The following is a 21,144-nucleotide window of genomic DNA, read 5'->3' on the forward strand; positions in this document are numbered from 1 at the left end:
AAAAAGACTTAATAGCGCCGATGTTATTCAGCGGAAGCTTAAATGCAACAGGTTTTGAAGGATGGCTTGAATTCTTTTTAATACCAGCATTGACAATGACGTCGGTGTTGATTATGGATAACGCCCCCATTCATAGAAAAAGTAGGATTAGGGAAATAGTAGAGTCTGCAGGACACATTGTGTTATTGTTGCCAACTTATTCTCCAGATTTGAATGATATAGAGCATGACTTTAGTGCATTAAAGAGGGCGAGAATGTACGCACCTCCGGGTACTAGCATAGATAAAGTTATTCAAGATTATTGCACAGCTTAACGTCTCATAATTATCCTAATTAGCTATAGAAGGAACCCTTTGAGCTATCATTGGACAAGTAAATTTAGATATTGAAAACTTCCTGACTACACTAATAGAAGAGCGATAGAGTAGACGATATAAAGAAGTGGGATTACGGAGAAAGAACCTCGACTTCCGCTACCGGGACAATTTCCTCTGGTTCTTGGGAAACTGTTTCCGGCTCTGTTTCTTTATCAAAAACTAATTGATTATCCACACAATCAATTAAAATTTTATCCCCAGCCACAAACACATTTTCCAAAATCTTGGTAGCAATGGGATTTTCCAACTGCCTTTGAATGGCTCGCTTTAGTGGCCTAGCTCCATAGGTGGGGTCGTAGCCGACATTAACAATATGATCAAGGGCCGCATCAGAGAGGAAAAGGGTAATTTTCTGCTCGTCCAATAGCCTTTCAATGCGTTTAATTTGCAGGACCACAATGCGCCGCAATTGCTCCCGTTTCAGGGTATGGAAAATGATTAGGTCATCGATGCGGTTGAGGAATTCCGGACGGAAATGTTTCCGTAGGGATTGGAGCACCTGTTTCTGCATTTTGTCGTAATCAGCATCGTCGGCGGAAAGGCTGAGAATATGGTCACTGCCGATATTACTGGTCATGACAATGATGGTGTTGCGAAAATCCACCACTCGTCCCTGGGAATCGGTGATGCGGCCATCGTCCAACACCTGCAAAAGAATATTAAATACGTCTAAATGGGCCTTCTCCACTTCATCTAAAAGCACCACGGAATAGGGCCGTCGGCGCACTGCTTCCGATAACTGTCCCCCTTCCTCGTAGCCCACATAGCCGGGGGGAGCCCCAATGAGACGGGAAACAGCATGTTTTTCCATATATTCGGACATATCAATCCGCACCATGGCTTCTTCACTGTCGAATAAAAAGCCAGCCAAGGCCCTGGCCAATTCTGTTTTTCCTACCCCAGTGGGGCCCATAAAGAGAAAAGAACCAATGGGACGACTGGGGTCCTTCATGCCGGCCCTCGCCCGTCGAATGGCGGCAGAAACCGCTGCTACTGCTTCCGTTTGCCCAATTACCCGTTGATGTAAATGACCTTCTAATTGCAATAACTTTTGCCGTTCCGTTTCCATCAGACGATTCATGGGGATGCCCGTCCAACCAGCGACAATTTCGGCAATGTCTGCTTCTGTCACCTGTTCCCGCAACAGGGTATTGCCGGATCCTTGAATTTCCAGCAACTTACTTTCTTTCTCTTCGATGTCATGTTGGAGGACTTCCAATTCTCCATATTTAATTTTGGCTGCCTTTTCCCAATCGGTGGCCCGCTCAGCTTTTTCTACCTGGAGGCGTAGTTCCTGTTCCTTTTCTTTGAGGGTGTTGATCTCCTCTAACATTTGTTTTTCAGAAAGCCATTGTCCTGATAGTTCCTGTTGCTGGCCCTCTAATTCGGTAATTTCCTGCTGAATTTTTTCCAGTCTTTCTTTGGACGATTTGTCGGCCCCTAGGCCAGGACGTTTTTCCTCCCCTTCTAGGGAGACCTTTTCCATTTGTAGTTGCATGAGTCGGCGGTCAATATCCTCCAATTCCACGGGCTTAGAGGTAATTTCCATTTTTAATCGGGCGGCCGCTTCGTCCACCAAATCGATCGCCTTGTCAGGCAAAAATCGATCTTGGATATAGCGATGGGAAAGGGTAGCTGCCGCCACTAGGGCCGAGTCGGTGATTTTGACCCCATGGTGCACTTCATATTTCTCCTTCAAGCCCCGTAGGATGGAAATGGTATCGTCCACACTGGGTTGCTTAACATAAACCTGTTGAAATCTTCTTTCTAAAGCAGGATCTTTCTCGATATTTTTACGGTATTCGTCCAACGTTGTGGCCCCAATACAGCGCAGTTCTCCCCGGGCTAACATGGGTTTAAGCAAATTGCCCGCATCCATGGACCCAGAACCTTCCCGACCCCCGGCCCCCACCACGGTATGAACTTCATCAATAAATAAGATGATTTGCCCATCGGAGTTGGTCACTTCCTTCATCACTGACCGCAGTCTTTCTTCAAATTCCCCCCGGTATTTGGCCCCGGCAATTAAACTGCCCATGTCCAGGGAAATCAGTTGACGATTTTTTAACGATTCCGGCACGTCGCCATTGATAATCCGTTGGGCCAAGCCTTCGGCGATCGCCGTTTTGCCCACTCCCGGTTCACCAATCAGAACAGGGTTATTTTTGGATCGCCGGGACAGTACCTGAATAACTCGGCGAATTTCCTCATCTCGACCAATTACAGGGTCTAATTTACCTTGGCGGGCCTGCTCGGTCAGATCTCGTCCATATTTATCCAACGCTTCGTAGCGCTCTTCTTGGTTCGGTTCCGTCACCTTTTGGGAACCCCGAATGGCTTTGATAGCCAATTCCAAATCCTGAGGATCAAGGTTAAACGTGCGTAGGGTTTTGCGCCCCACCCGGTCATCCTCAGCAAAGCCCACCAATAAATGTTCAACGGAAATAAATTTATCTTCCCAACTACTGCGGGCGGCATCGGCCCGGTCTAGCATCACATCCAGACTACGCCCCAGGTAAAGCTGTTCTACGTAGGCTTGTTTTGGCTGTCTATTGGTGAAAACTTCCAACTGTTGCCGGAGGCCTTCCCCATCCACCGCTGCCCGCTGGAAAATCCGAGCAGCTAAACCTTTATCCTGTTCCAAGAGCGCCAGCAGAATATGTTCCACTTCCAAATTTGTGTTCTTATAACGGCGGGCCACTTCTTGGGATTTAACAATGGCGTCCCAGGCTTGCTCAGTAAATTTGGTTGGATCAGTAGGTTGCATTCAGATTGGCTTTAAGGATATGGGCAAAACTGCTCATCTATTGTAAGGGGGGCTTGAGTCATTTTCCTAGTTGTCAAGCTTTTCATTTTTGATTAGGATTATCGGGGACATGGTTTTTCAAACCTATTACCAGTTATCATTCGGTCAACTCTTTTCCTTGAAATTTTTATTTAGCTGTCTAACAATCGTCCCTTTATAGTTATTTCAATAGAGGTTACAAGTGTTTTAAAGGCGACTTTAAATTCTTAAATAATTGGACAGATTACGCAGAAATGTTATTAATAAAACTGTTTTTCTGCACACAAGGCTTAATTCTGAAAAGTAGCTGAGACCCCATCAATTTTTTCGAGAACATAACCGATAAACTTTGTAGCCGTGCCAAAAAGAGAAAAACTAATTGCCCTGTTGAAAAGCAGCCCTAATAACATTAGGTTTGGCGACGTCCGTAAGTTATTGGAGTTAGACGGTTTTTCCCTTGAGAGAATCACAGGTAGTCATCATATTTTCAAAAGAAATGATATTATTTTGGTCATACCTGTGCGCAATAAAAAAGTCAAATCTATTTATATCCGCCGCATTCTTGAAATTATCGAGGAAAAATAAATGAATTATCCAATTGTTATTTATCCCTGTATAGAAGGTGGTTTTGTTGCTGAAGTTCCTGCCTTATCTGGTTGTCTGGCCCAAGGAGAAACCCTGGAAGAAACCCTACAGGAATTAATGATAGTTCAAGATCTTTGGCTAGAAACCGCCCAAGCCCATAATCAAAAACTGCCTAGTTTGGAGGCAGAAATTGCCAAAATCAAGGCATTAAGTGCTGCGTGAAGTACCTGTTTGTTTTGGCAGAGATCCCCGTTGAATTAAGGGCTATTAGTGGGTCATAAAACGGCTTGCTAACCGCTGGTGGCAGGTTGGGGGTGTTTAAAAGTCGTTGCAGGTTCCCCTTGGGTGCTATGGTATGGGGGGAATTTTGCGTTTAACCCCTCTTCTTTAGTCTTTATATCAATGTATCAATGGTGATGGCGGCATGAGTTACCAGCGAGTTTTGTTGAAATTGAGCGGTGAAGCCCTCATGGGAGACCTGGGCTATGGCATTGATCCCGCTGTGGTGGGGACGATCGCCCAGGAAATCAAAGATGTTCTCCAGGCTGGGGTGCAGTTGGCCATTGTGGTAGGGGGAGGCAACATTTTCCGGGGAGTGAAGGCCTCCGCCGCCGGTATGGACCGGGCCACCGCTGACTACATCGGGATGATTGCCACGGTGATGAACGCCATGACTCTCCAGGACGCCCTCGAACAAATGGGCATTCCCACCAGGGTGCTAACGGCGATCGCCATGCAGGAAGTGGCAGAACCCTACATTCGTCGTCGGGCCATCCGTCATTTGGAAAAGGGTCGGGTAGTAATTTTTGGGGCTGGTTCCGGTAATCCTTTTTTCACCACCGATACCACCGCCGCTCTCCGGGCCGCGGAAATTGATGCGGAAGTGGTTTTCAAGGCCACCAAGGTGGATGGGGTGTACGACTCTGACCCCAAAACTAATCCCAAAGCCCGCCGTTTTACCACTTTGACCTATAGCCATGTTTTGGCCGAAGATCTCAAAGTCATGGACAGCACGGCGATCGCCTTATGCAAAGATAATAATATTCCCATTATGATCTTCGACCTGGGGGTTTCCGGTAACATTGTACGGGCCATCAAGGGCGAAGCAGTCGGTACGTTAGTTGGAGAAAATTGTGAAGTTAGCTGAACTCAAAGACCACATGCAAAAAAGTGTTGAAGCGACCCAGAGGTCCTTCAATACCATCCGCACCGGCCGGGCCAATGCCTCCCTGCTAGACCGGATTTCTGTGGAATATTACGGAGCCGAAACCCCGTTAAAATCCTTGGCCACCATTGGTACCCCCGACGCCAGTACCATTGTCATCCAACCCTTCGACATGGGCAGTATTGGCACCATCGAAAAGGCCATTTCCCTGTCTGATTTGGGGCTAACCCCCAACAACGATGGTAAAGTAATTCGTTTGAATATTCCCCCCCTCACGGCGGAGCGCCGTAAAGAATTGGTCAAAGTGGCCGGTAAATTGGCTGAGGAAGGCAAAGTGGCCATACGTAACATCCGCAGAGACGCGGTGGATGAAGTGAGAAAACAGGAAAAAAATTCGGAAATTTCCGAAGATGAAGCCAGGGATTTGCAAGAAGAAATCCAAAAATTAACCGATCAATCCACTAAGCGCATTGATGAATTGTTGGCTGCGAAGGAAAAGGACATCACCACGGTGTAAACCCTCTCGGAACTAGCTCCCAATGGTGGTCAAAATCAACCCTAGGCACATTAGCCGGACATCATTGCTCCCTTGAATTCTATGAACTTTGGCTATCTGATTTTTTTGATCACTTCCGCCGCCACCTATGGCATTTTCGCCCTGGGTTTGAATTTACAATGGGGCTTTGCTGGGCTAATTAATTTTGGCCATGTGGCTTTTATGACCCTAGGGGCCTATGCCACCACTTTGCTGAGTTTACGGGGTTGGCCCATTCCCCTGGCTGTGTTGGTGGGGATGGGATTGGCCATGGCGCTGGGCTTGCTCATTGGTACCTCTACCCTGCGGCTGAGGGAAGATTATCTGGCGATCGTCACCATCGGCGTTTCCGAGTTAATTCGTTTAATAGCCAACAACGAGGAATGGTTAACCCAGGGAACTTTTGGGGTTCAGAGTTTTCCCTGGCCGATGGACTTTAACCCCACCCTATTGAGCCGGATTGTGTTTGTTATTTGGCTCACAATTCTGGCTATTTATGCAGAAAGTATTTTAATCAAAAGCCTCTTGAGACAGTGGAAAGAAGGCAAGAAAATTCAAGGCAAAAGTTATCAGCCCCGTAAACCTTGGGCTTTGCTGGTTTGGGGAATTATCACCACAGCGCTGATTTTAACTGCCTATATTCCCGGGGTAGTTTCTTTGTATAACTACTCTGGTAAAGCTGGGTTAATGTTATTAGCTTTAACTTTGCTGGCCCTTACCTATGCTGGCTTGGAATTTTGGGTCCATTCTCCCTGGGGTCGTATTCTTAAAGCGATTCGGGAAGACGAAGAAATTCCCCGGGCCCTGGGCAAAAATGTTTTTTGGTATAAGTTGCAAGCTTTCATGGCCGGTGGGGCGATCGCCGGTTTAGCAGGGGCCTTATTTGCTTGGCAATTAACCAGTATTTACCCCAGTAATTTTGATACTTTGCTAACTTTTAATGCTTGGATCATTGTGGTGCTGGGGGGAGCGGGCAGTAATGCGGGCACAGTGTTGGGCACTATTATTTTTTGGGCCTATGACTCCCTCACTAGGTTTTTGTTACCCCAAATTGCTTTCCTGGATCAAAGCCAGGTTGGAGCTTTGCGGGTCATGGTGATCGGGTTAATTTTAATGGTGTTAATGGTATGGCGGCCCCAAGGCATTTTAGGGAAAAAAGAAGAGTTAACCCTAGGGCGCTAATGGTTACCTAGCAGTTTGCTATTGGGATTTCGGCTTTAAGCCCCCTCAACTTTATTATTAATCACTCCGGGCCAGCGGCCATATTTGAGGTAAAAACCCCCTAGACAAAGGACAACGATCAAAATAGTGCCGATCGCCAAATAACTAGGCACAAAAAAGCTCGTTTCAATAACGTTAATTTGTCCAGGTTTTAACTGCCATTGCCCAGGTAATTCTGTGCCCAATTCTTCCCCTGGAGCATTGGAACTCTGGAGAGTTAGGGGAGTTTGCAGATTAAAATTCAGGTCAATTAGGGAGCCGGGACTAAGGATAATGTTGCCTTGGTTGGATAAAACTCCCAGTGCCCGTAGGTCAACGGTCAACTTCAGGTGATTGCGATCCACCAATAGCCAATTGCTTTGCTCTAGTGCCAGTTCCGCTTTCAAATTCAGTAAATCCAACTGGTCAGGTTCTGGCGCTCGTCTTCCTTTGGGGGGTTGGGGATTAAAAAAGCGATTGAACTTTTCCACCAACTCTTGGCCGCTACCAAAGGGAATGGTCACCACGAGGGTTTCCTCCGACGGGCGATCGGTATGACCGTTTAAATCCTTGGCCCGCTGGTCTAAACTTTTCAGCCACCGGTCAGCTTCCGCTTGGCTCAGGGTGGTTAGCTGTTCTCCCAGGGTAATATGTTGGACAATTTCTCCGTAATGTTGCTCAGGAAAATGAATGCCCACATCATAATCGACACAGCCGGTCAGCAAACAGCAAAGGCCCAAAAGCATGGGTAATAAGCGTTTAAACCATTTCTGGGGGCACATCATGCGGAAAGCCTCATGAGCAAATGACATCAAGGTAAATTTAAGACTCGACCGCCAGTATATCAATCTAGACCATCCCATAGTTAGTTTTTTGTACCATTCAAGCTGTCAGCCCGGAAAACCATGCCCCACCAGCCCTTGCCAAGTTTCCATTTTCATTATTCTCTGATGTTAGTGGCAATATGGTCTGGATTTTCAGTGGGAGTTAAAGAATTAAACTCGCCTGCGCTGGGGCAAAATGTTACCGAAGTCCCCTCAAACGAAAACTTAGCTAAGCCTAAAAATCAGGGCTGGGGCCCATGGCAAAAACTTGAATCAGCAGAAGATTTAACTTTTTCATCTGGTTTTTCCAATATGGAATTGGGAGGATATTTAGATTATTCCCACGCCTGTGAACAGGCAGCCCAAGCGGCCCAGAGTGAGCCCATTTTTTGGTATCGCTTGGATAATTTAGTTGAAACTATTGGCACGGGCAATGTGGAATACCGGTGCACGATTAATGATGAAATTATTGCCTATCATTTCAGCACAGCAGTGCTGAGTAATCTTCCCTTTCCCACTTGCTTAACAGTTCAGAGTAATATTGGTGGCGGCATAAACATCAGAAACAGTCCAAACTTGGCAGCAACCTTACTGGAAACACTCGAAAATGGCTCTCAAATTATGATTGATGGTTCACCGATGTATTTGTCTACCGATGCCCAGGGGAGAACCTGGCTTAATTTACAATTTAAGGGGCAAGATGGCTGGGGTTCTCTCACCACAAAACCGGAGGGACATATCAATTTTAGAATGTGTCAAGGATTAAATTTACAACTACTTTGCTTGCATCGAATAGCTTTTTTATAAAAAGCTTTGCTAGTGGTCAGTTAGTTATCTTAAATTAATCCTATTGTGCTTGCTTCAGATGCAATAAATTTACCAACTTGCCAAGAAATAATTTTGTGATTAATAATAAAATTCTGAACTGTTAACAGTCATTAAATTCCATGACAAAACCATTGCAATATGACCTCATAATCTTGGGTGCGACGGGATTTGTCGGCGGGATTGTTTGTCGATATTTGCTATCCCACTGGGAAACTGCGACAGGGGAAAACTGGGCGATCGCCGGCCGTTCCCAAGCCAAACTCGACCATTTGGTGCAATCCCTTGGTCCTCAAGCTGCCCATTTGACCACCTTTGTGGTTGATGTTGAAGATGAAGCCGCTGTAATTACACTGTGTTCTCAAACTAAAGTTGTGGTTTCTACTGTGGGTCCCTATGCCCTTTATGGGGAAACTCTAGTCCGGGTTTGTGCCACCACTGGCACAGATTACTGCGATCTGACGGGGGAAGTCCAATGGGTGCAACAAATGATTCAGAAATATGAGGCGATCGCCCAGCAGTCGGGGGCTCGCATTGTCCATTGTTGCGGTTTCGATTCCATTCCTTCTGACCTAGGTGTGTACTACTTGCAACGACAAAGTCAACGGCGTTGGGGGGAACCCTGCATCCGGGTCAAAATGAGGGTAAAAACAGTCCAGGGTGGTATTTCTGGGGGCACGATCGCCAGTGGCATCAACCTGATCCAAGAGGCGATCGCCGATCCTGCCACCCGCCAGGCCCTCCGTAATCCCTATATCCTTTGTTTTAAACCTAATAACGAGTCTGACCATCCCCCTACCCTCATCCCCGTGCAAAATGATTCCTTCTTTGATGAATGGATTACGCCCTTTGTGATGGCCGGCATTAACACCCCCATTGTCTTACGTTCCAATGCCTTACAAAACGGGGCCTATGGTGAAAGCTTTCAGTATGACGAAGGGATCTTGACAGGGCCAGGTATAGCCGGTTGGCTAGGGGCCCAGGGCATGAAATGGACCCTGGACCTCATGGCCCTTGCTTTGGCGATCGCCCCTAGTCGGTGGTTATTAACCCAAGTTTTACCTCAACCAGGGGAAGGCCCCACCGAAGCAGAGCAACAGCAAGGCTTTTATGATTTACGCTTTTGGGGACAAACCGCCTCTGGCCATTCCCTCATGGTCAAAGTTACAGGCGATCAAGACCCCGGTTATGGTTCTACGGCAAAAATATTAGCCCAAGCTGCACTATGTTTGGCCAAAGATAAACCACAATCATCTCTCCAAGGCGGTTTCTGGACTCCGGCATCTAGCTTTGGTCAGGATTTAATCCAGCGGTTAGTTGACCATGCTGGATTGACTTTTACCGAAGAAAATTGCTTCAAATAGGCTGCTAGTCAACAGATTTTTGCAGCCATAAATTATTTGCTATTTCACCACCTCAATCGCTGGCGGTTTCCACGTTCCTTCACCAACGGGCAGAATAGACGGCGGGTTTTCCTTCGGCCAGTAGAGGCGCATCACTAAATAGATGGGGCCATCGGGGGCGGGTAGCCAGTTAGCTTCCTTGTCTGATCCCGGCGAATCTTTCTGGATATACAAAGTCAGCGAACCGTCGGCATTCTTTTTCAGGTTCGGCAACATGGGCGAGTTGATCAAGTAACGATTGATTGGATTCTTAATCAACAACTGAGTCTTGCCATCGTACATTGTGACCGACCAGAAGGCGTTTACGGGAGGATACTGCCCCTCAGGAAAAGTGAGCGTGTATTTGTGCTTACTGCCATCAAGAATTTCACCATTGGCAAGGGTCTTTGTTAAGGGATAGGTCGCTTCCTTCACCTCATTGCCATAGATTCCGCCCTGGGCACCAGCAGCCCGTTTTAACCAATCGCCATCAAAAAACTCCCGGTTACCAAAAACATCTAACATTGCCCAGCCATTAATGACCTTTTGTCCATCTTTAAGGTACTGGTCAATCTTGGCTTCCCCTGCTTTCATGCCGAGGACGATTTGGGCTTGATGTTCTGGGGAGAGATCTTTGAATTCAAAGGTCTTATCGGGGCCGACGCCGATTTTTGCTAACTTGGCGCGGATTTCCTTTTCTTCGGGGCCAGGGGGAGCAAACTGCAAGGAGAAATCGAGATATTCAAAGAAATTTGTTTTAGATAACTCCTTGTCAATTTTTGGGAAATCAATCTCTGGTGCTGATGGGGGAGGTGATTGTTTAAGGTAGGCCGAAAGGGGCTGTACTTTATATGCAGACTGGATTTTGACCACATTGGGCATATCTTCCGGGTTAAAAAGTTGAGTGCGATAAGCCGCTAACGCGAATTGGGTGGTGGAGCGAAAAACCTTTTTGATACCCGGTGGTTTTTCTCCTTTCCAGTCGGGGCCGACAACCATGTAGTCCCCAGCTTCATTTCCCGTGACACGATTACTGACATAGCCAAAGATGAAGGTATTGCCGTCTTCGAGTTGTATGGAGTGGTAGCGATCTTTGTCAAAAGCGGGGACGGATAAGATGATCGGCTCTGCTCGTAGATCTAGCCAAGCGAGAGAGTAGGGGGTATCGCTGTTGGGAGTGATGATCGCCGTATCTTTATAGGTAAAGACCCTGGCTTCATTCTTAATTTGGTTAAAGGGGGCTTTGAATTGTCCAGAATTTTTGTCCACGGCGTATTCGTACATGACGCCATAATTCATGACAATCGGTAAACCGTAGATAAATCCGGCTTCGGCGATCGCCTTTGTTTCCTCAAGGCTGGGCATCTTAATATCACCTTTCGTCTGGGTTTGGGGTGAGGCTAGGACGACATTAGCCTGATGGTTGTAGCCGAGAATCAGGGTTGAGGCAATGGTAAAAGACAGCAGGCTTAATAAGCATTTTTGTAGCTGATTCATAATTTTTTGAAGAAATAGGGAGGTCGAATATCGATGTGATTGATAGCGATAAAATAATTAAGTTTATCGGGGTAATTTAAAATCATAATAACCTAAGAAACCATGAAAATAATAAATATTCAGTCCGTTCCTCTTTGAACATTGGTGATTTTGGATTATCCCCAAAATTAATTACCCAGAGTTACTATATAAGGAAACTAAGCGGGCAACAATTACGGTTAAAAAAATTGCCCCTGCCATAGCCTCAAGATTAGCCAGTAACATCACCCATCTTCCCGTTGGAATAATGCCACCATATCCTACAGTGGTCAAAGTAATTAAGCTGAAATACATTGCCAAATTCCACGGCTTTAATTGATATTCCCTGATGTCACTGATTTTGAAAGAATAGGGATCTATTTGCCAAATCATAAAATAAATAAATGACCAGATAATTCCGATAAAAAGATAAGCGATGATTGCTAACATAATGGTATGACCCGTGACTTTTTGTCTATAGGCTAATACCTTAACTGTTGAGATCCATTCATATCCAAACACTAAAATTTTAATGACGGTGGCAGTAACTAAGAAAAAAAACACTAAAACGAGAAATTAACTGGAAGTGGAATATTATATCAGCTAAAAAAGAAATTAAGATTAAGGTGAATTCAAGCTTTGCTCTTGTATATGAATAAACACGATCATGAAAATAAAAATTTCTCAGAGCAATTAATAAGATAGTCGCCAGAAAAGTCACATTTACAAAAAACAACTCGAATGTATTTTTGCCGACAATTGCAATCGCAATCCCAATTATTGTAATAATTAAAATAATGTAAAGATTTGTCGACTTTTTTAGCATAATTTTCCCGTATTACTTGGCAAATTTAAGCAATTACTTGCCAATTGAGAGAGCCCGCAGTAATGAGTTAGTGATCATCGCTCAACTATTCATTAAGCAGACGATCACCTTGAATTGAATATGTTGCTATTTAACTAAAGGTAATTAAGGCGTAGGAACTACACGGTAATAAACGCCATTGGCTCCATAGGCCGGACTAAACCAAACCCCGTTATAGAGATAATAAGTGGCATTTCCAATGGTCTGTATTGCGGCCCCTGGAGGTAAGGTCGGATAAATGGCCCCCATCGCATAGGCCGTATTTTCAGCCCCGGCGGCGTAACCTTCGGCATAGGCATTGCCATTATTCGCATTAGCGGCTGTTGCTCCGATAACGGCCCCTGTAGCAGCAGCTCCAGCAGCATACCAACCACCGCAACTGTAACAACCCGTTGCATAAGTGTTGACAACCGTTGGCGGATGATAGCCCCCGTAATAGGCTCCGCCGTAATAGTGGTTATAACCCCCGTAGGCCGTTGCTCCATAGGCACCAGTTCCATGCCAAGAACCGTCGCCCCCCGATGCCGATCCACCTCGAAAACCATTAGCGCTCCAGGAACCGTCACCGCCGGATGCCGTACTCCCCCGAAAGCCCGTGCCACTCCAAGAGCCATCGCCCCCAGAGGCCGATCCGCCACGATAGCCACTAGCACTCCAGGAACCATCCCCTCCTGAAGCCGTTCCCCGAAATCCACTGGCGTGCCATGAGCCACCACCGCCGTGGAAAAATGCTTGGGCAGGACTTAAATTTAGGCTAAGGCTAGTTAGCAAGAGACCTGTAAAACTAATTGCCGTTCTTTTTGTCAGTTTATTTTTCATCGGATTCACCTTAAAAGTAGAACATTAGGGTTTAACAATGGACCTTTACTCTATTGGTTCGGGTTCGGGACGTTTGAAGGGAATAGGTTTGGCAGCATTGGCCCGGGTGGAACCAAAAGTATCAGTGGGGATCGGCATATCTAACTGCCAATTATTAAAGGTCACTTGATGGCGTAACCGGGATGGATCATTCCGATAGACCGCCCGAATCATGCGGGGTAATTTGTCCTCTGCCCCAATCCACACTTGGGCAAAGACGTTGTCAGTGGCGATCGCCACCATGTCGGTAGTTGTGCCATCAATGACTTGGGATTGACCAATATAAAAAGCGGTTTTTAGATCTCCCGCAATATCACCGTAGGGATTGGCCACCAGAAAATCCGTAAATGGAAAATAAATGGCGGCGGTTTCATAGGCAAATTTCAACGCTTCATCAATGGTGCCGGGGGCCTCGGCGATCGCCACTAAATCTTCCGTCGGCGCAAAGGCCAGTAGGGTTTTGCCGTTGTAATAAAATTCCGAAGCAGGGCCATCTCCAGGAGAAAGCACTTGCAATTTATTAGGCCGCTGTAGAGTGACATTAGAAAGGGTGTGGTAAGCCAAAGCTGGCCCCAAACGACTAGGGTTTTCGTAGGTGGTAACCGCCGTAAATTTCATGGTCTTAGCCACAGCTAGGCGATCGCTCATCGCCTTAAGAATTTCAATGGCCTTGGGTTCCAGATTGGTTTGGGGATTGGCCGAAATCAAAACTGGATTGGGACGATTAGAATTAGGTAAACTTTCGGCTCTAACCTTACCTGACAGCCCATAATTTAACGGTAAACTTAACAAACAAATGGAGATAAAAAATCGCCAAAAGCTTATTTTTTGAGAAAGTATTTGCATAAAAATAATTCGCTAAAAACTGAAATGGACATTATTTTTGTTGATAAATTTTTAAGGGGCGATCGCCAAATAAAAGATCCCTAATTGTTTGGAGAATAACGCCTTGCACCCTATTCATTGACCATAGATTCAGGAACCTGCACAGAAAAATCGCCACAAATTAAAGCAAGCTTGGTGGGATTATTCAAGTCAGTACCTCGCACGAGTTGGGGATCGGCGGGTCGTATCGTTCCTGGCTGGCTATTTTCACAAATGATGGTGATGATTTTAGGATTTTGATCCGGTGTGATAAATGCTGCCCCTACATAGGCTTTCAACTGGCCTTTGAAAGGAGATTGGGCAGGAATAGCGTAACTATAGGCGGCTTCCGAGGTTGTTCGCACCGCATAATCGAAGCTCTGAGGTAAAGTAATCCCGAAATTTTGTTGAATATTGTCAACTGTTGCCCGAAATTGCCCATTTTTCTGGTAGTAGGTACGCTGGCCTTCCATCATTTTGGCAACGGCCTGTAATGCTGCATTTTGATCCTGATCGGGCTTAGCATCCTTGGCTTGAACAGGAGCACTTAGGGAAATTTTTTGTCCCAAAAAACCTAATAGAACAGAGGATATTATTCCCAACATCAAAATAGAAATTTTGTTGACAGCCATAACTAAAACATCTCCAATGATTATTAATTAGGATAGCAATGATTATGGTAAATTAAAGAAAAGTTTACTGAAATTAACTTTGCCTAAATAGCAGTCAAGATGGGAGTGACAAGACAAAGGCGATCGCCTTATTTACTAGGTACGAAAATAGATGCGAGAAAAGAAGTCAATAATCGATTAAATCCTCATTTATTCAGGGAAGAGTAACTGAAGCTGAGTCCATTGATTAATTACCCCCCGAAGCCTCCCATTTGGCGGTTATAACGGGCAAGCTGAGCAAATACTAACCGTTCTTCATGTTGTAATTGATTAACATTGGGGCGGTCTCCATCCCCCGCTACAGACCAAATATTGTTGGAGATCGTCCCGATAACAATTTTTTTAGTCCTGACGACCATGACGGCGGCCTGGCCAATTCCCCATTTTCCTTGTCCTAACTCTGGACTGGTTGCGGTGGGCAGTAGAAAAATGGCTTTACCCTTTGACCCCACTGCTGGCTTCGGAGGGGATAATGTAACGTTGCACAAACAGAAACAGCACAATAATGGGAGCAATGGCAATCACGGAAGCCGCTGCAATTAGCCGCCAGTCAAAATCCAAAGCGCTAGACAACTGGGCAACGCCCAAAGGCAATGTGTAATATTCTGGTTGATCGAGCACAATCAGGGGCCAAAGAAAATCGCTCCAGGAACCGATAAAAACAAAAATAGCCAGGGTGACTAGGGCGGGGCGGATGGCTGGAATCATGATGTGCCACCAAATGCCCAATTCTCGACAACCATCGATGCGAGCAGCCTCTTCCAATTCCTTAGGCACCCCTTGGAAAGCCTGTCGGAGCAGAAAAATACCAAAGGCAGAAGCCAGGCTGGGGAAGATAATGCCCACGTAACTATTTCTGAGTCCCAAATTCACTGCCAGAATGTAGAGGGGAATCATGATCAACTGGAAAGGGATCATCAACGTAGCAACGATCGCCGCTAGGGTCACGTCTCGACCGACAAAGTTCAAACGGGCCAGGGGATAGGCGGCCAAGGCACAAAAAAATAAATTGATGGCCACAGTGATGCTGGAAACCACCACGCTGTTAAATAAGTAACGGCCAAAGGGATAGTCTTGCCAAACCTTAATAAAATTGCCCAGGTTGGGTTGTCGGGGTAACAATTGCCCCAAACCACCAAAGACATCCTCCGTCGGGGCCTTCAACGCCGTAGCTACCAACCACAGTAACGGCAACAACATGGCGATCGCCAATAAGACTAAAACCAGATAAGTTTTCCAGTGTTTCACGACAGTAGGAGACTAGGGGGTAGCGACTGGGGATTGGTCAACAAAGTTCAGCCCAGGATAACAAACAGACCAAATAAAAATCCCCCCAGAATGAAATGATCCGAGGGGATTAATAATTGCAATGGCAAGTATTACTTACCCATGCCCAACTGTTGGGCTTTTTGGTAAACCTTACCTTCCGTGAGCAGGGAAGGGGCAATGACCACATCCACCTGTTGCATTTCTCTCATATCTTTGGCTCCCAGGGTGCCCATGCTGGTTTTCAATGCCCCCAGCAGGTTATGGGTGCCATCATCCAATTTGGCGGGCCCCACCAAAATCTCCCGAATGGTGCCAGTGGTACCAACATTAATGCGAGTCCCCCGGGGTAATACGGGACTGGGGGTGGCCATCCCCCAATGGAAACCACGGCCGGGAGCTTCCGCTGCCCTGGCAATGGGGGAACCGATCATCACTGCATCGGCGCCGCAGGCAATGCATTTACAGATGTCACCACCGGTAATGATGCCGCCATCGGCAATGACAGGAACGTAACGGCCACTTTCTTGGAAATAGTCATCCCTGGCCCCAGCACAATCGGCGATCGCCGTTGGTTGAGGAACCCCCACTCCCAGCACTCCCCGGGAGGTACAGGCCGCTCCGGGGCCAATGCCCACCAGCACTGCCGCTGCCCCGGCCCGCATCAATTCCAAGCTGACTTCGTAGGTGACGCAGTTCCCCAACACCACCGGCATGGGCATTTCCTGGCACAGCTTGACCAGATCCAAACTCTCCACCGACTCAGGGGAGAGATGGGCTGTGGACACCACCGTAGCCTGAATAAATAACAAATCAGCCCCCGCTTCGGCCACTGTACTGGCATATTTGGCCGCCCCCACCGGAGTCAGACTCACCGCCGCAATGCCCCCAGCAGCTTGAATTTCTTGAATACGCTTGGTGATTAACTCGGGCTTAATGGGTTCGGCGTAGAGTTCCTGCATTAACCCCACAAATTCCGTTTTGCCCACCGAAGCGATGCGGTCCAAAATCGGATTAGGGTCTTCATAACGGGTTTGGATGCCCTCTAAATTCACTACCCCCAAAGCGCCCAGTTCCGAGAGTAGTACTGCCATGCGGCTGTCCACCACCCCATCCATAGCGCTGGCAATAATGGGGATTTCCCGCTCAATGGCGCCCACTTGCCAGCGGGTATCGGCCAGAGCTGGGTCTAAAGTCCGCACTCCGGGAACCAGTGCAATTTCGTCGATACCATAGGCTCGACGGGCTGTTTTTCCCCGTCCAATCGTAATGTTCACGCTTACTTACTATTCCCAAACTGTTTAAATTAGCGTACCAAATAATCTGACCCTTTGTGCGTTCCCACACCCGAATAACCCTAATCCACTGGGGATCAGAGGCTATGGCATCCAACGGGGAGCAAAACCGGCGGTCAATTCTTGGGGATCGGGATCCGCGTCGGTTTCGGTGGCCAGATCTCCAGGTAGGGGGAGTAACCAAACCCGTCCATCCACAATGGATCTTTGGGAATTGGTGAGCAGATCATGGGAACCCATGCTAGGGCCGGTGGCCACTTGGTCAAACATTAACCCCAGACCATCGGGAGCAATGGCGAGGTCAACTTCAGGGTAGTTGGGCAAGGCCAACAGAGGGCGGGTTTGGCCATCGGTTAAATTAATCACTGCCAGATAGGGTTCTGGTTGCACAGGCTCCCCTTCCCGTTGAATAAAATCCGCCTGCAAACAATAGGCCCTGGGTTGGGAGCGGGGATCAAAACGACAGCTTAATAGGGGATAAGGACCCCGTAAAATTTCCCTTTGGGTGCGGTCTTGCAGATCGTAAATTACCAGGGAATGGCTAAAATCTGGGTTTTGTTGGGTTAACAGCAGTTCCTTGCCATTGGGAGAAAAATCTAAAGCTTGCTCCATGGCCTCCAAAAATTGGGGCGCCCCGGCGTTGGGGGTGAGGGGAATCAATCCCACTCCGCCTTCCTGGGTGACCGCCAGGAAATTTCCATTGGGGCCGACAATGAACTGGTCAGCTTTAATGCCTAAGGGCCGGGGGCTGTCTCCCTTGGGAGCTACCCATAAACCAGCATCGGCAGGATTTTGGACATTCTGCCTAGCAATCACTAAGGTGCTGCCATTGGTGGCCAGGGCAATGCGCTGATTATCGTAATCCTGATTTTCCCAAAGCCGTTCCAACTTTCCCGGTAGAATCTTGGTTTGGGTATTGAGGTTATTGATGCCGGTGGTGACAGTGAAAATATTCTGTTGTCCACTCCGGCGGGTGGGATCGGTGGCGGTAAAAACCAGGCGATCGCCTTGGGGATAAATTTGAAATTGACGAACGGTGAGATCCCTGGGGGTAAGGATAATTTTTTGCGGTTGTTGGGGGTTGGTAATGTTGTAGAGAATTAACCTCCCCCTTTCTTCGCCGCCTACACCGATATAGACCAAAGCCCTGGCTCGACTGGTGATGACACTGGTGAAATCCTGTTCCCCTCGACCCCTTACCATGGCAGGTAAAGGTAGGCTCAACTGATAGTTCGTGCCGTAACGGGGAATTTCTGTTAGGGAATAAAACCAACGCCGCCCCTGCCAAATGGTTTTGCCCGCCAAGGGGGGATCAATGGTCAAACCCGCCTCAATTTTTCCTGGGTCGACGGGGTGATTAAACGTCATGGTCAGGGCCTGGGTCTGGGCTCCGATATTGGTGTTACGCCAACTGTATTGCGTCACCGACAGGGGGCTTTGATTGCCCCGCAGTAGCACCACCACAATTAGACTAATCAAAATGATGGCGATCGCCCCCACGGTACGATCAAAGAGGCTCAATTTTTTCCATAAATCTGGAGTAGGGGAAAAACGTTCCATCATGGAGGCCAATAAAAAGCAGGGCTACCTAGTCTTCCACTTTAACTTTAGGGATGTAGGTAGAAGCTACCTCCAGCTCCTTAAGTTGCTTTTTATCCACCGCCGCTGGAGCTTCCGTGAGCAGACAACTGGCCTGTTGGGTTTTGGGGAATGCGATCACATCCCGAATGGAATCTTCCTTAGCCAACAACATCACCAACCGGTCTAAACCGTAGGCAATACCGCCGTGGGGAGGGGTGCCATACTCGAACGCATCCAGTAGGAAGCCAAATTTTTCGTGGGCTTCCTCCTGTGATAAACCAATGGTGGCAAAAACTTTTTCCTGCACTTCCCGTTGGTAAATACGCAAACTGCCACCGCCAATTTCCACGCCGTTCATGACCAAATCGTAGGCCTGGGCCCGGGCGCATTTTAAGTCATCCAAGTCTTCCGGGTGGGGGGCAGTAAAGGGATGGTGCAGAGCTTCAAAGCGTTTTTCGTCGGCATTCCACTCAAACATGGGAAAGTCGGTGATCCACAGCAAGTTAACAGCATCGGCATCAATTAAATCCAACTGTTCCCCCAGCACTAAACGGAGACGGGATAGGGATTTATTTACCGTGGCCGTATCGCCAGCACCGAACAGTAACAAATCCCCCGCTTCGGCTTGGGTACGTTGCAGCAGGGTTTTTACCTGTTCTTCATCCAGGTTGTCCTTAATGGCACCAATGGTATCAATGTCGCCGTTATCTCGCACCCGAATGTAGGCAATGCCTTTCGCTCCGGCTTCCGTTGCCTCTTTGAATAAATCTCCGCCGGGTTTAATCCGCACATTGGAGATGCTTTCATTGCCACCGGGCACCCTGATGGCCTTGACGGATCCCCCACTACTAACGGCGGCGGCAAAAACTTTAAAGCCACAATTGCCCAGTAAATCCGATAGATCCACCAGTTCTAGACCAAAACGGGTATCCGGGCGATCGTTACCGTATTTTGCCATGGAGTCCTGGTAGGTCAGCCGGGGAAATGGCCTGGGCAGATCAATATTTTTAACGACTTTGAAAATATGGCAAATTAAAGCTTCGTTGAGGTCGAGAATTTCATCCTGCCCCATGAAGCTCATTTCCATGTCCAACTGGGTAAATTCCGGCTGACGATCGGCCCGTAAATCTTCATCCCGAAAACAGCGGGCAATTTGGTAATAGCGGTCCATACCCGCCACCATCAACAGTTGCTTGAACAGTTGGGGCGACTGGGGCAGGGCGTACCATTCCCCAGGGTTAACCCGGGAGGGCACTAGGTAATCCCTCGCTCCTTCGGGGGTGGAACGGGTGAGAATGGGAGTCTCAATTTCCAGAAAGTCCTCTTGGTCTTCCAGGAAACGGCGCATGGCTTTCACCACTTGATGGCGCAGTTGGAGATTTTGGCTTAACCTGGCCCGCCGCAAGTCTAGGTAGCGGTATTTGAGCCGTACATCTTCCCGCACCTGTTCTGCTTCGTGGCTGGACACCACAAAGGGCAATTGTTGATTGACGGCGTTGAGCAGGATGATGCTGTCCGCATAGATCTCAATCTCCCCGGTGGGAATTTTCTCATTTAACGATTCCGGGGGGCGTTTACTAACCACACCGGTAACTTGCACCACATACTCATTACGTAATCCTTCCGCCACCGGATAGGAAACGGGGGTTTGGTCGGGGCTACTAGCGATTTGCACTATGCCCCGGCGATCGCGCAGGTCCAGGAAAATTACGCCACCATGATCCCGACGGCGATCGACCCAACCGTAGAGGGTAACAGTTTCCCCCAGATGGGTTGTCCGTAGGTCGCCGCAATAATGAGTACGCATAGAGGTGTTAATCAAGCAAAATTTCGTTAAACGGGAAAATCAAGGGATTAGCTGGGTGCAGGGAAGATGCCGCTCAAATTCCTAATCATTTACCGGGCAATCGGCCTAGGCAAAGGAATTTTCTTTGACCACTTCCTCCAGGGGCAGTTGTCCCCCTTTGGCACGGGCATCTTCGGTGCGCTTACCGATCGCCACCATGGGGCCAATGGCGTAGTCAGCGGGTAACTTGACCAATTCGGCCACCTTTTCCAGGTCAAAACCGATCATGGGACAGCTATCATAGCCCATGGCCTTGGCCGCTAACATCAAATTTTGCATAGCCATGCCGATGGACCGTTGGGCTTCATCCCTTTGCAACTGTGGTTTACCACCATAGAAAGAGCTGATCGCCCCGACTAAATAATCCGCCACCTCTGGGGGAGCATTGCGCCAGTAACGGGCGGGATCCTTATCCCAGGCATTGACATCCGCCACCACCAAAATTAGCAGGGAGGCATCGGTCATTTGGGCTTGGTTGCCATACTTGTCCCGAATGGTTTGCCGTAGTTGGGGGTCCCGGATAATCAGGAACCGCCAATGTTGGATGTTATAACTAGTGGGGGCTTGGATGGCCGCTTCGAGCAATTTTCTTTCTTCTTCTGGGGTCAGTCGATGGTCAGGGTCAAAATGCTTAATCGATCGCCGTTGGTAAATAGCGTCAAATGTATCCATAGTGGTTGGGAAATGGAATTTTAGCGGGGAAAT

Annotated in this window: 21 protein-coding genes; 8 read left to right on the forward strand and 13 right to left on the reverse strand. The window is 47.7% G+C overall.

The window, feature by feature from the left end; genetic code table 11:
* The coding region (locus tag IQ217_RS04460) for a transposase (RefSeq protein WP_194019063.1) at positions 1-314 on the forward strand (314 nt) is incomplete at its 5' end.
* Between the two features lie 133 nt (positions 315-447).
* Here the strand turns inward: IQ217_RS04460 and clpB are convergent.
* Positions 448-3,144 carry an ATP-dependent chaperone ClpB gene (clpB, locus tag IQ217_RS04465; RefSeq protein WP_194019064.1) on the reverse strand — a complete coding sequence of 899 codons (2,697 nt, stop codon included), beginning with the start codon at positions 3,142-3,144 and terminating at the stop codon, positions 448-450.
* Between the two features lie 375 nt (positions 3,145-3,519).
* Here clpB and IQ217_RS04470 point away from each other — a divergent pair, with 375 nt between their 5' ends.
* The 5 genes from IQ217_RS04470 to IQ217_RS04490 all read left to right on the forward strand — a co-directional run bounded on the left by IQ217_RS04470 (position 3,520) and on the right by IQ217_RS04490 (position 6,629).
* Complete coding sequence (locus IQ217_RS04470; RefSeq protein WP_194019065.1) at positions 3,520-3,747, forward strand: type II toxin-antitoxin system HicA family toxin; 228 nt, start codon at positions 3,520-3,522, stop codon at positions 3,745-3,747.
* Positions 3,748-3,969, forward strand: a complete 222-nt coding sequence (locus tag IQ217_RS04475; RefSeq protein ID WP_190598512.1) for a type II toxin-antitoxin system HicB family antitoxin — start codon at positions 3,748-3,750, stop codon at positions 3,967-3,969.
* A gap of 202 nt (positions 3,970-4,171) precedes the next feature.
* Positions 4,172-4,894 (forward strand): UMP kinase, encoded by a 723-nt coding sequence (gene pyrH / locus IQ217_RS04480; protein WP_190598511.1) that lies wholly within the window; start codon positions 4,172-4,174, stop codon positions 4,892-4,894.
* Complete coding sequence (frr, locus tag IQ217_RS04485; RefSeq protein WP_194019066.1) at positions 4,881-5,429, forward strand: ribosome recycling factor; 549 nt, start codon at positions 4,881-4,883, stop codon at positions 5,427-5,429. The genes pyrH and frr overlap by 14 nt, the downstream gene beginning before the upstream one ends.
* Positions 5,430-5,510: 81 nt before the next feature.
* Complete coding sequence (locus tag IQ217_RS04490) at positions 5,511-6,629, forward strand: branched-chain amino acid ABC transporter permease (RefSeq protein ID WP_194019067.1); 1,119 nt, start codon at positions 5,511-5,513, stop codon at positions 6,627-6,629.
* Between the two features lie 35 nt (positions 6,630-6,664).
* Here IQ217_RS04490 and IQ217_RS04495 read toward each other — a convergent pair whose 3' ends face one another.
* Complete coding sequence (locus IQ217_RS04495; RefSeq protein ID WP_194019068.1) at positions 6,665-7,459, reverse strand: DUF3153 domain-containing protein; 795 nt, start codon at positions 7,457-7,459, stop codon at positions 6,665-6,667.
* Positions 7,460-7,567: 108 nt separating this feature from the next.
* Between IQ217_RS04495 and IQ217_RS04500 the strand changes: the two genes are divergently transcribed.
* Entirely contained in the window at positions 7,568-8,278 is a 711-nt protein-coding gene (locus tag IQ217_RS04500) for an SH3 domain-containing protein (RefSeq protein ID WP_194019069.1), read from the forward strand.
* Between the two features lie 140 nt (positions 8,279-8,418).
* Positions 8,419-9,660, forward strand: a complete 1,242-nt coding sequence (locus IQ217_RS04505) for a saccharopine dehydrogenase family protein (RefSeq protein ID WP_194019070.1) — start codon at positions 8,419-8,421, stop codon at positions 9,658-9,660.
* A gap of 39 nt (positions 9,661-9,699) precedes the next feature.
* On the opposite strand, the gene IQ217_RS04510 is transcribed toward IQ217_RS04505, so the two are convergent.
* From IQ217_RS04510 to IQ217_RS04560, 11 genes are all read right to left on the reverse strand, one after another.
* The gene (locus tag IQ217_RS04510; protein ID WP_194019071.1) at positions 9,700-11,175 is read right to left on the reverse strand and encodes a DUF1254 domain-containing protein; all 1,476 of its coding nucleotides are present in this window, start codon (positions 11,173-11,175) and stop codon (positions 9,700-9,702) included.
* 171 nt (positions 11,176-11,346) lie between these two features.
* The gene (locus IQ217_RS18800) at positions 11,347-11,757 is read right to left on the reverse strand and encodes an ion channel (RefSeq protein WP_338116527.1); all 411 of its coding nucleotides are present in this window, start codon (positions 11,755-11,757) and stop codon (positions 11,347-11,349) included.
* Between the two features lie 406 nt (positions 11,758-12,163).
* On the reverse strand, positions 12,164-12,877 hold the full coding sequence (locus IQ217_RS04520; protein WP_194019072.1) for an RNA-binding protein: 714 nt from the start codon (positions 12,875-12,877) through the stop codon (positions 12,164-12,166).
* 45 nt (positions 12,878-12,922) lie between these two features.
* Positions 12,923-13,762, reverse strand: a complete 840-nt coding sequence (locus tag IQ217_RS04525) for a DUF2092 domain-containing protein (protein ID WP_194019073.1) — start codon at positions 13,760-13,762, stop codon at positions 12,923-12,925.
* A 110-nt stretch (positions 13,763-13,872) separates the two neighbouring features.
* On the reverse strand, positions 13,873-14,412 hold the full coding sequence (locus tag IQ217_RS04530) for a type IV pilin-like G/H family protein (protein ID WP_228023926.1): 540 nt from the start codon (positions 14,410-14,412) through the stop codon (positions 13,873-13,875).
* Between the two features lie 230 nt (positions 14,413-14,642).
* Complete coding sequence (locus tag IQ217_RS04535) at positions 14,643-14,903, reverse strand: hypothetical protein (protein WP_194019074.1); 261 nt, start codon at positions 14,901-14,903, stop codon at positions 14,643-14,645.
* Positions 14,887-15,699: an ABC transporter permease subunit gene (locus IQ217_RS04540; protein ID WP_194019075.1), complete on the reverse strand. Its 813-nt coding sequence runs from the start codon at positions 15,697-15,699 to the stop codon at positions 14,887-14,889. Before IQ217_RS04540 ends, IQ217_RS04535 begins: the two co-directional genes overlap by 17 nt.
* Before the next feature lie 131 nt (positions 15,700-15,830).
* Positions 15,831-16,994 (reverse strand): GuaB3 family IMP dehydrogenase-related protein, encoded by a 1,164-nt coding sequence (locus tag IQ217_RS04545; protein ID WP_190598500.1) that lies wholly within the window; start codon positions 16,992-16,994, stop codon positions 15,831-15,833.
* Between the two features lie 102 nt (positions 16,995-17,096).
* The gene (locus tag IQ217_RS04550) at positions 17,097-18,575 is read right to left on the reverse strand and encodes a hypothetical protein (RefSeq protein ID WP_190598499.1); all 1,479 of its coding nucleotides are present in this window, start codon (positions 18,573-18,575) and stop codon (positions 17,097-17,099) included.
* Between the two features lie 25 nt (positions 18,576-18,600).
* Positions 18,601-20,400 carry an aspartate--tRNA ligase gene (aspS, locus tag IQ217_RS04555; RefSeq protein ID WP_190598498.1) on the reverse strand — a complete coding sequence of 600 codons (1,800 nt, stop codon included), beginning with the start codon at positions 20,398-20,400 and terminating at the stop codon, positions 18,601-18,603.
* A gap of 105 nt (positions 20,401-20,505) precedes the next feature.
* Positions 20,506-21,111, reverse strand: a complete 606-nt coding sequence (locus IQ217_RS04560) for a nitroreductase family protein (protein ID WP_190598497.1) — start codon at positions 21,109-21,111, stop codon at positions 20,506-20,508.
* Positions 21,112-21,144: the final 33 nt, after the last annotated feature.

It is taken from the genome of Synechocystis salina LEGE 00031 (genome assembly GCF_015207985.1).
In the GTDB taxonomy this organism is placed as follows: domain Bacteria; phylum Cyanobacteriota; class Cyanobacteriia; order Cyanobacteriales; family Microcystaceae; genus Synechocystis; species Synechocystis salina.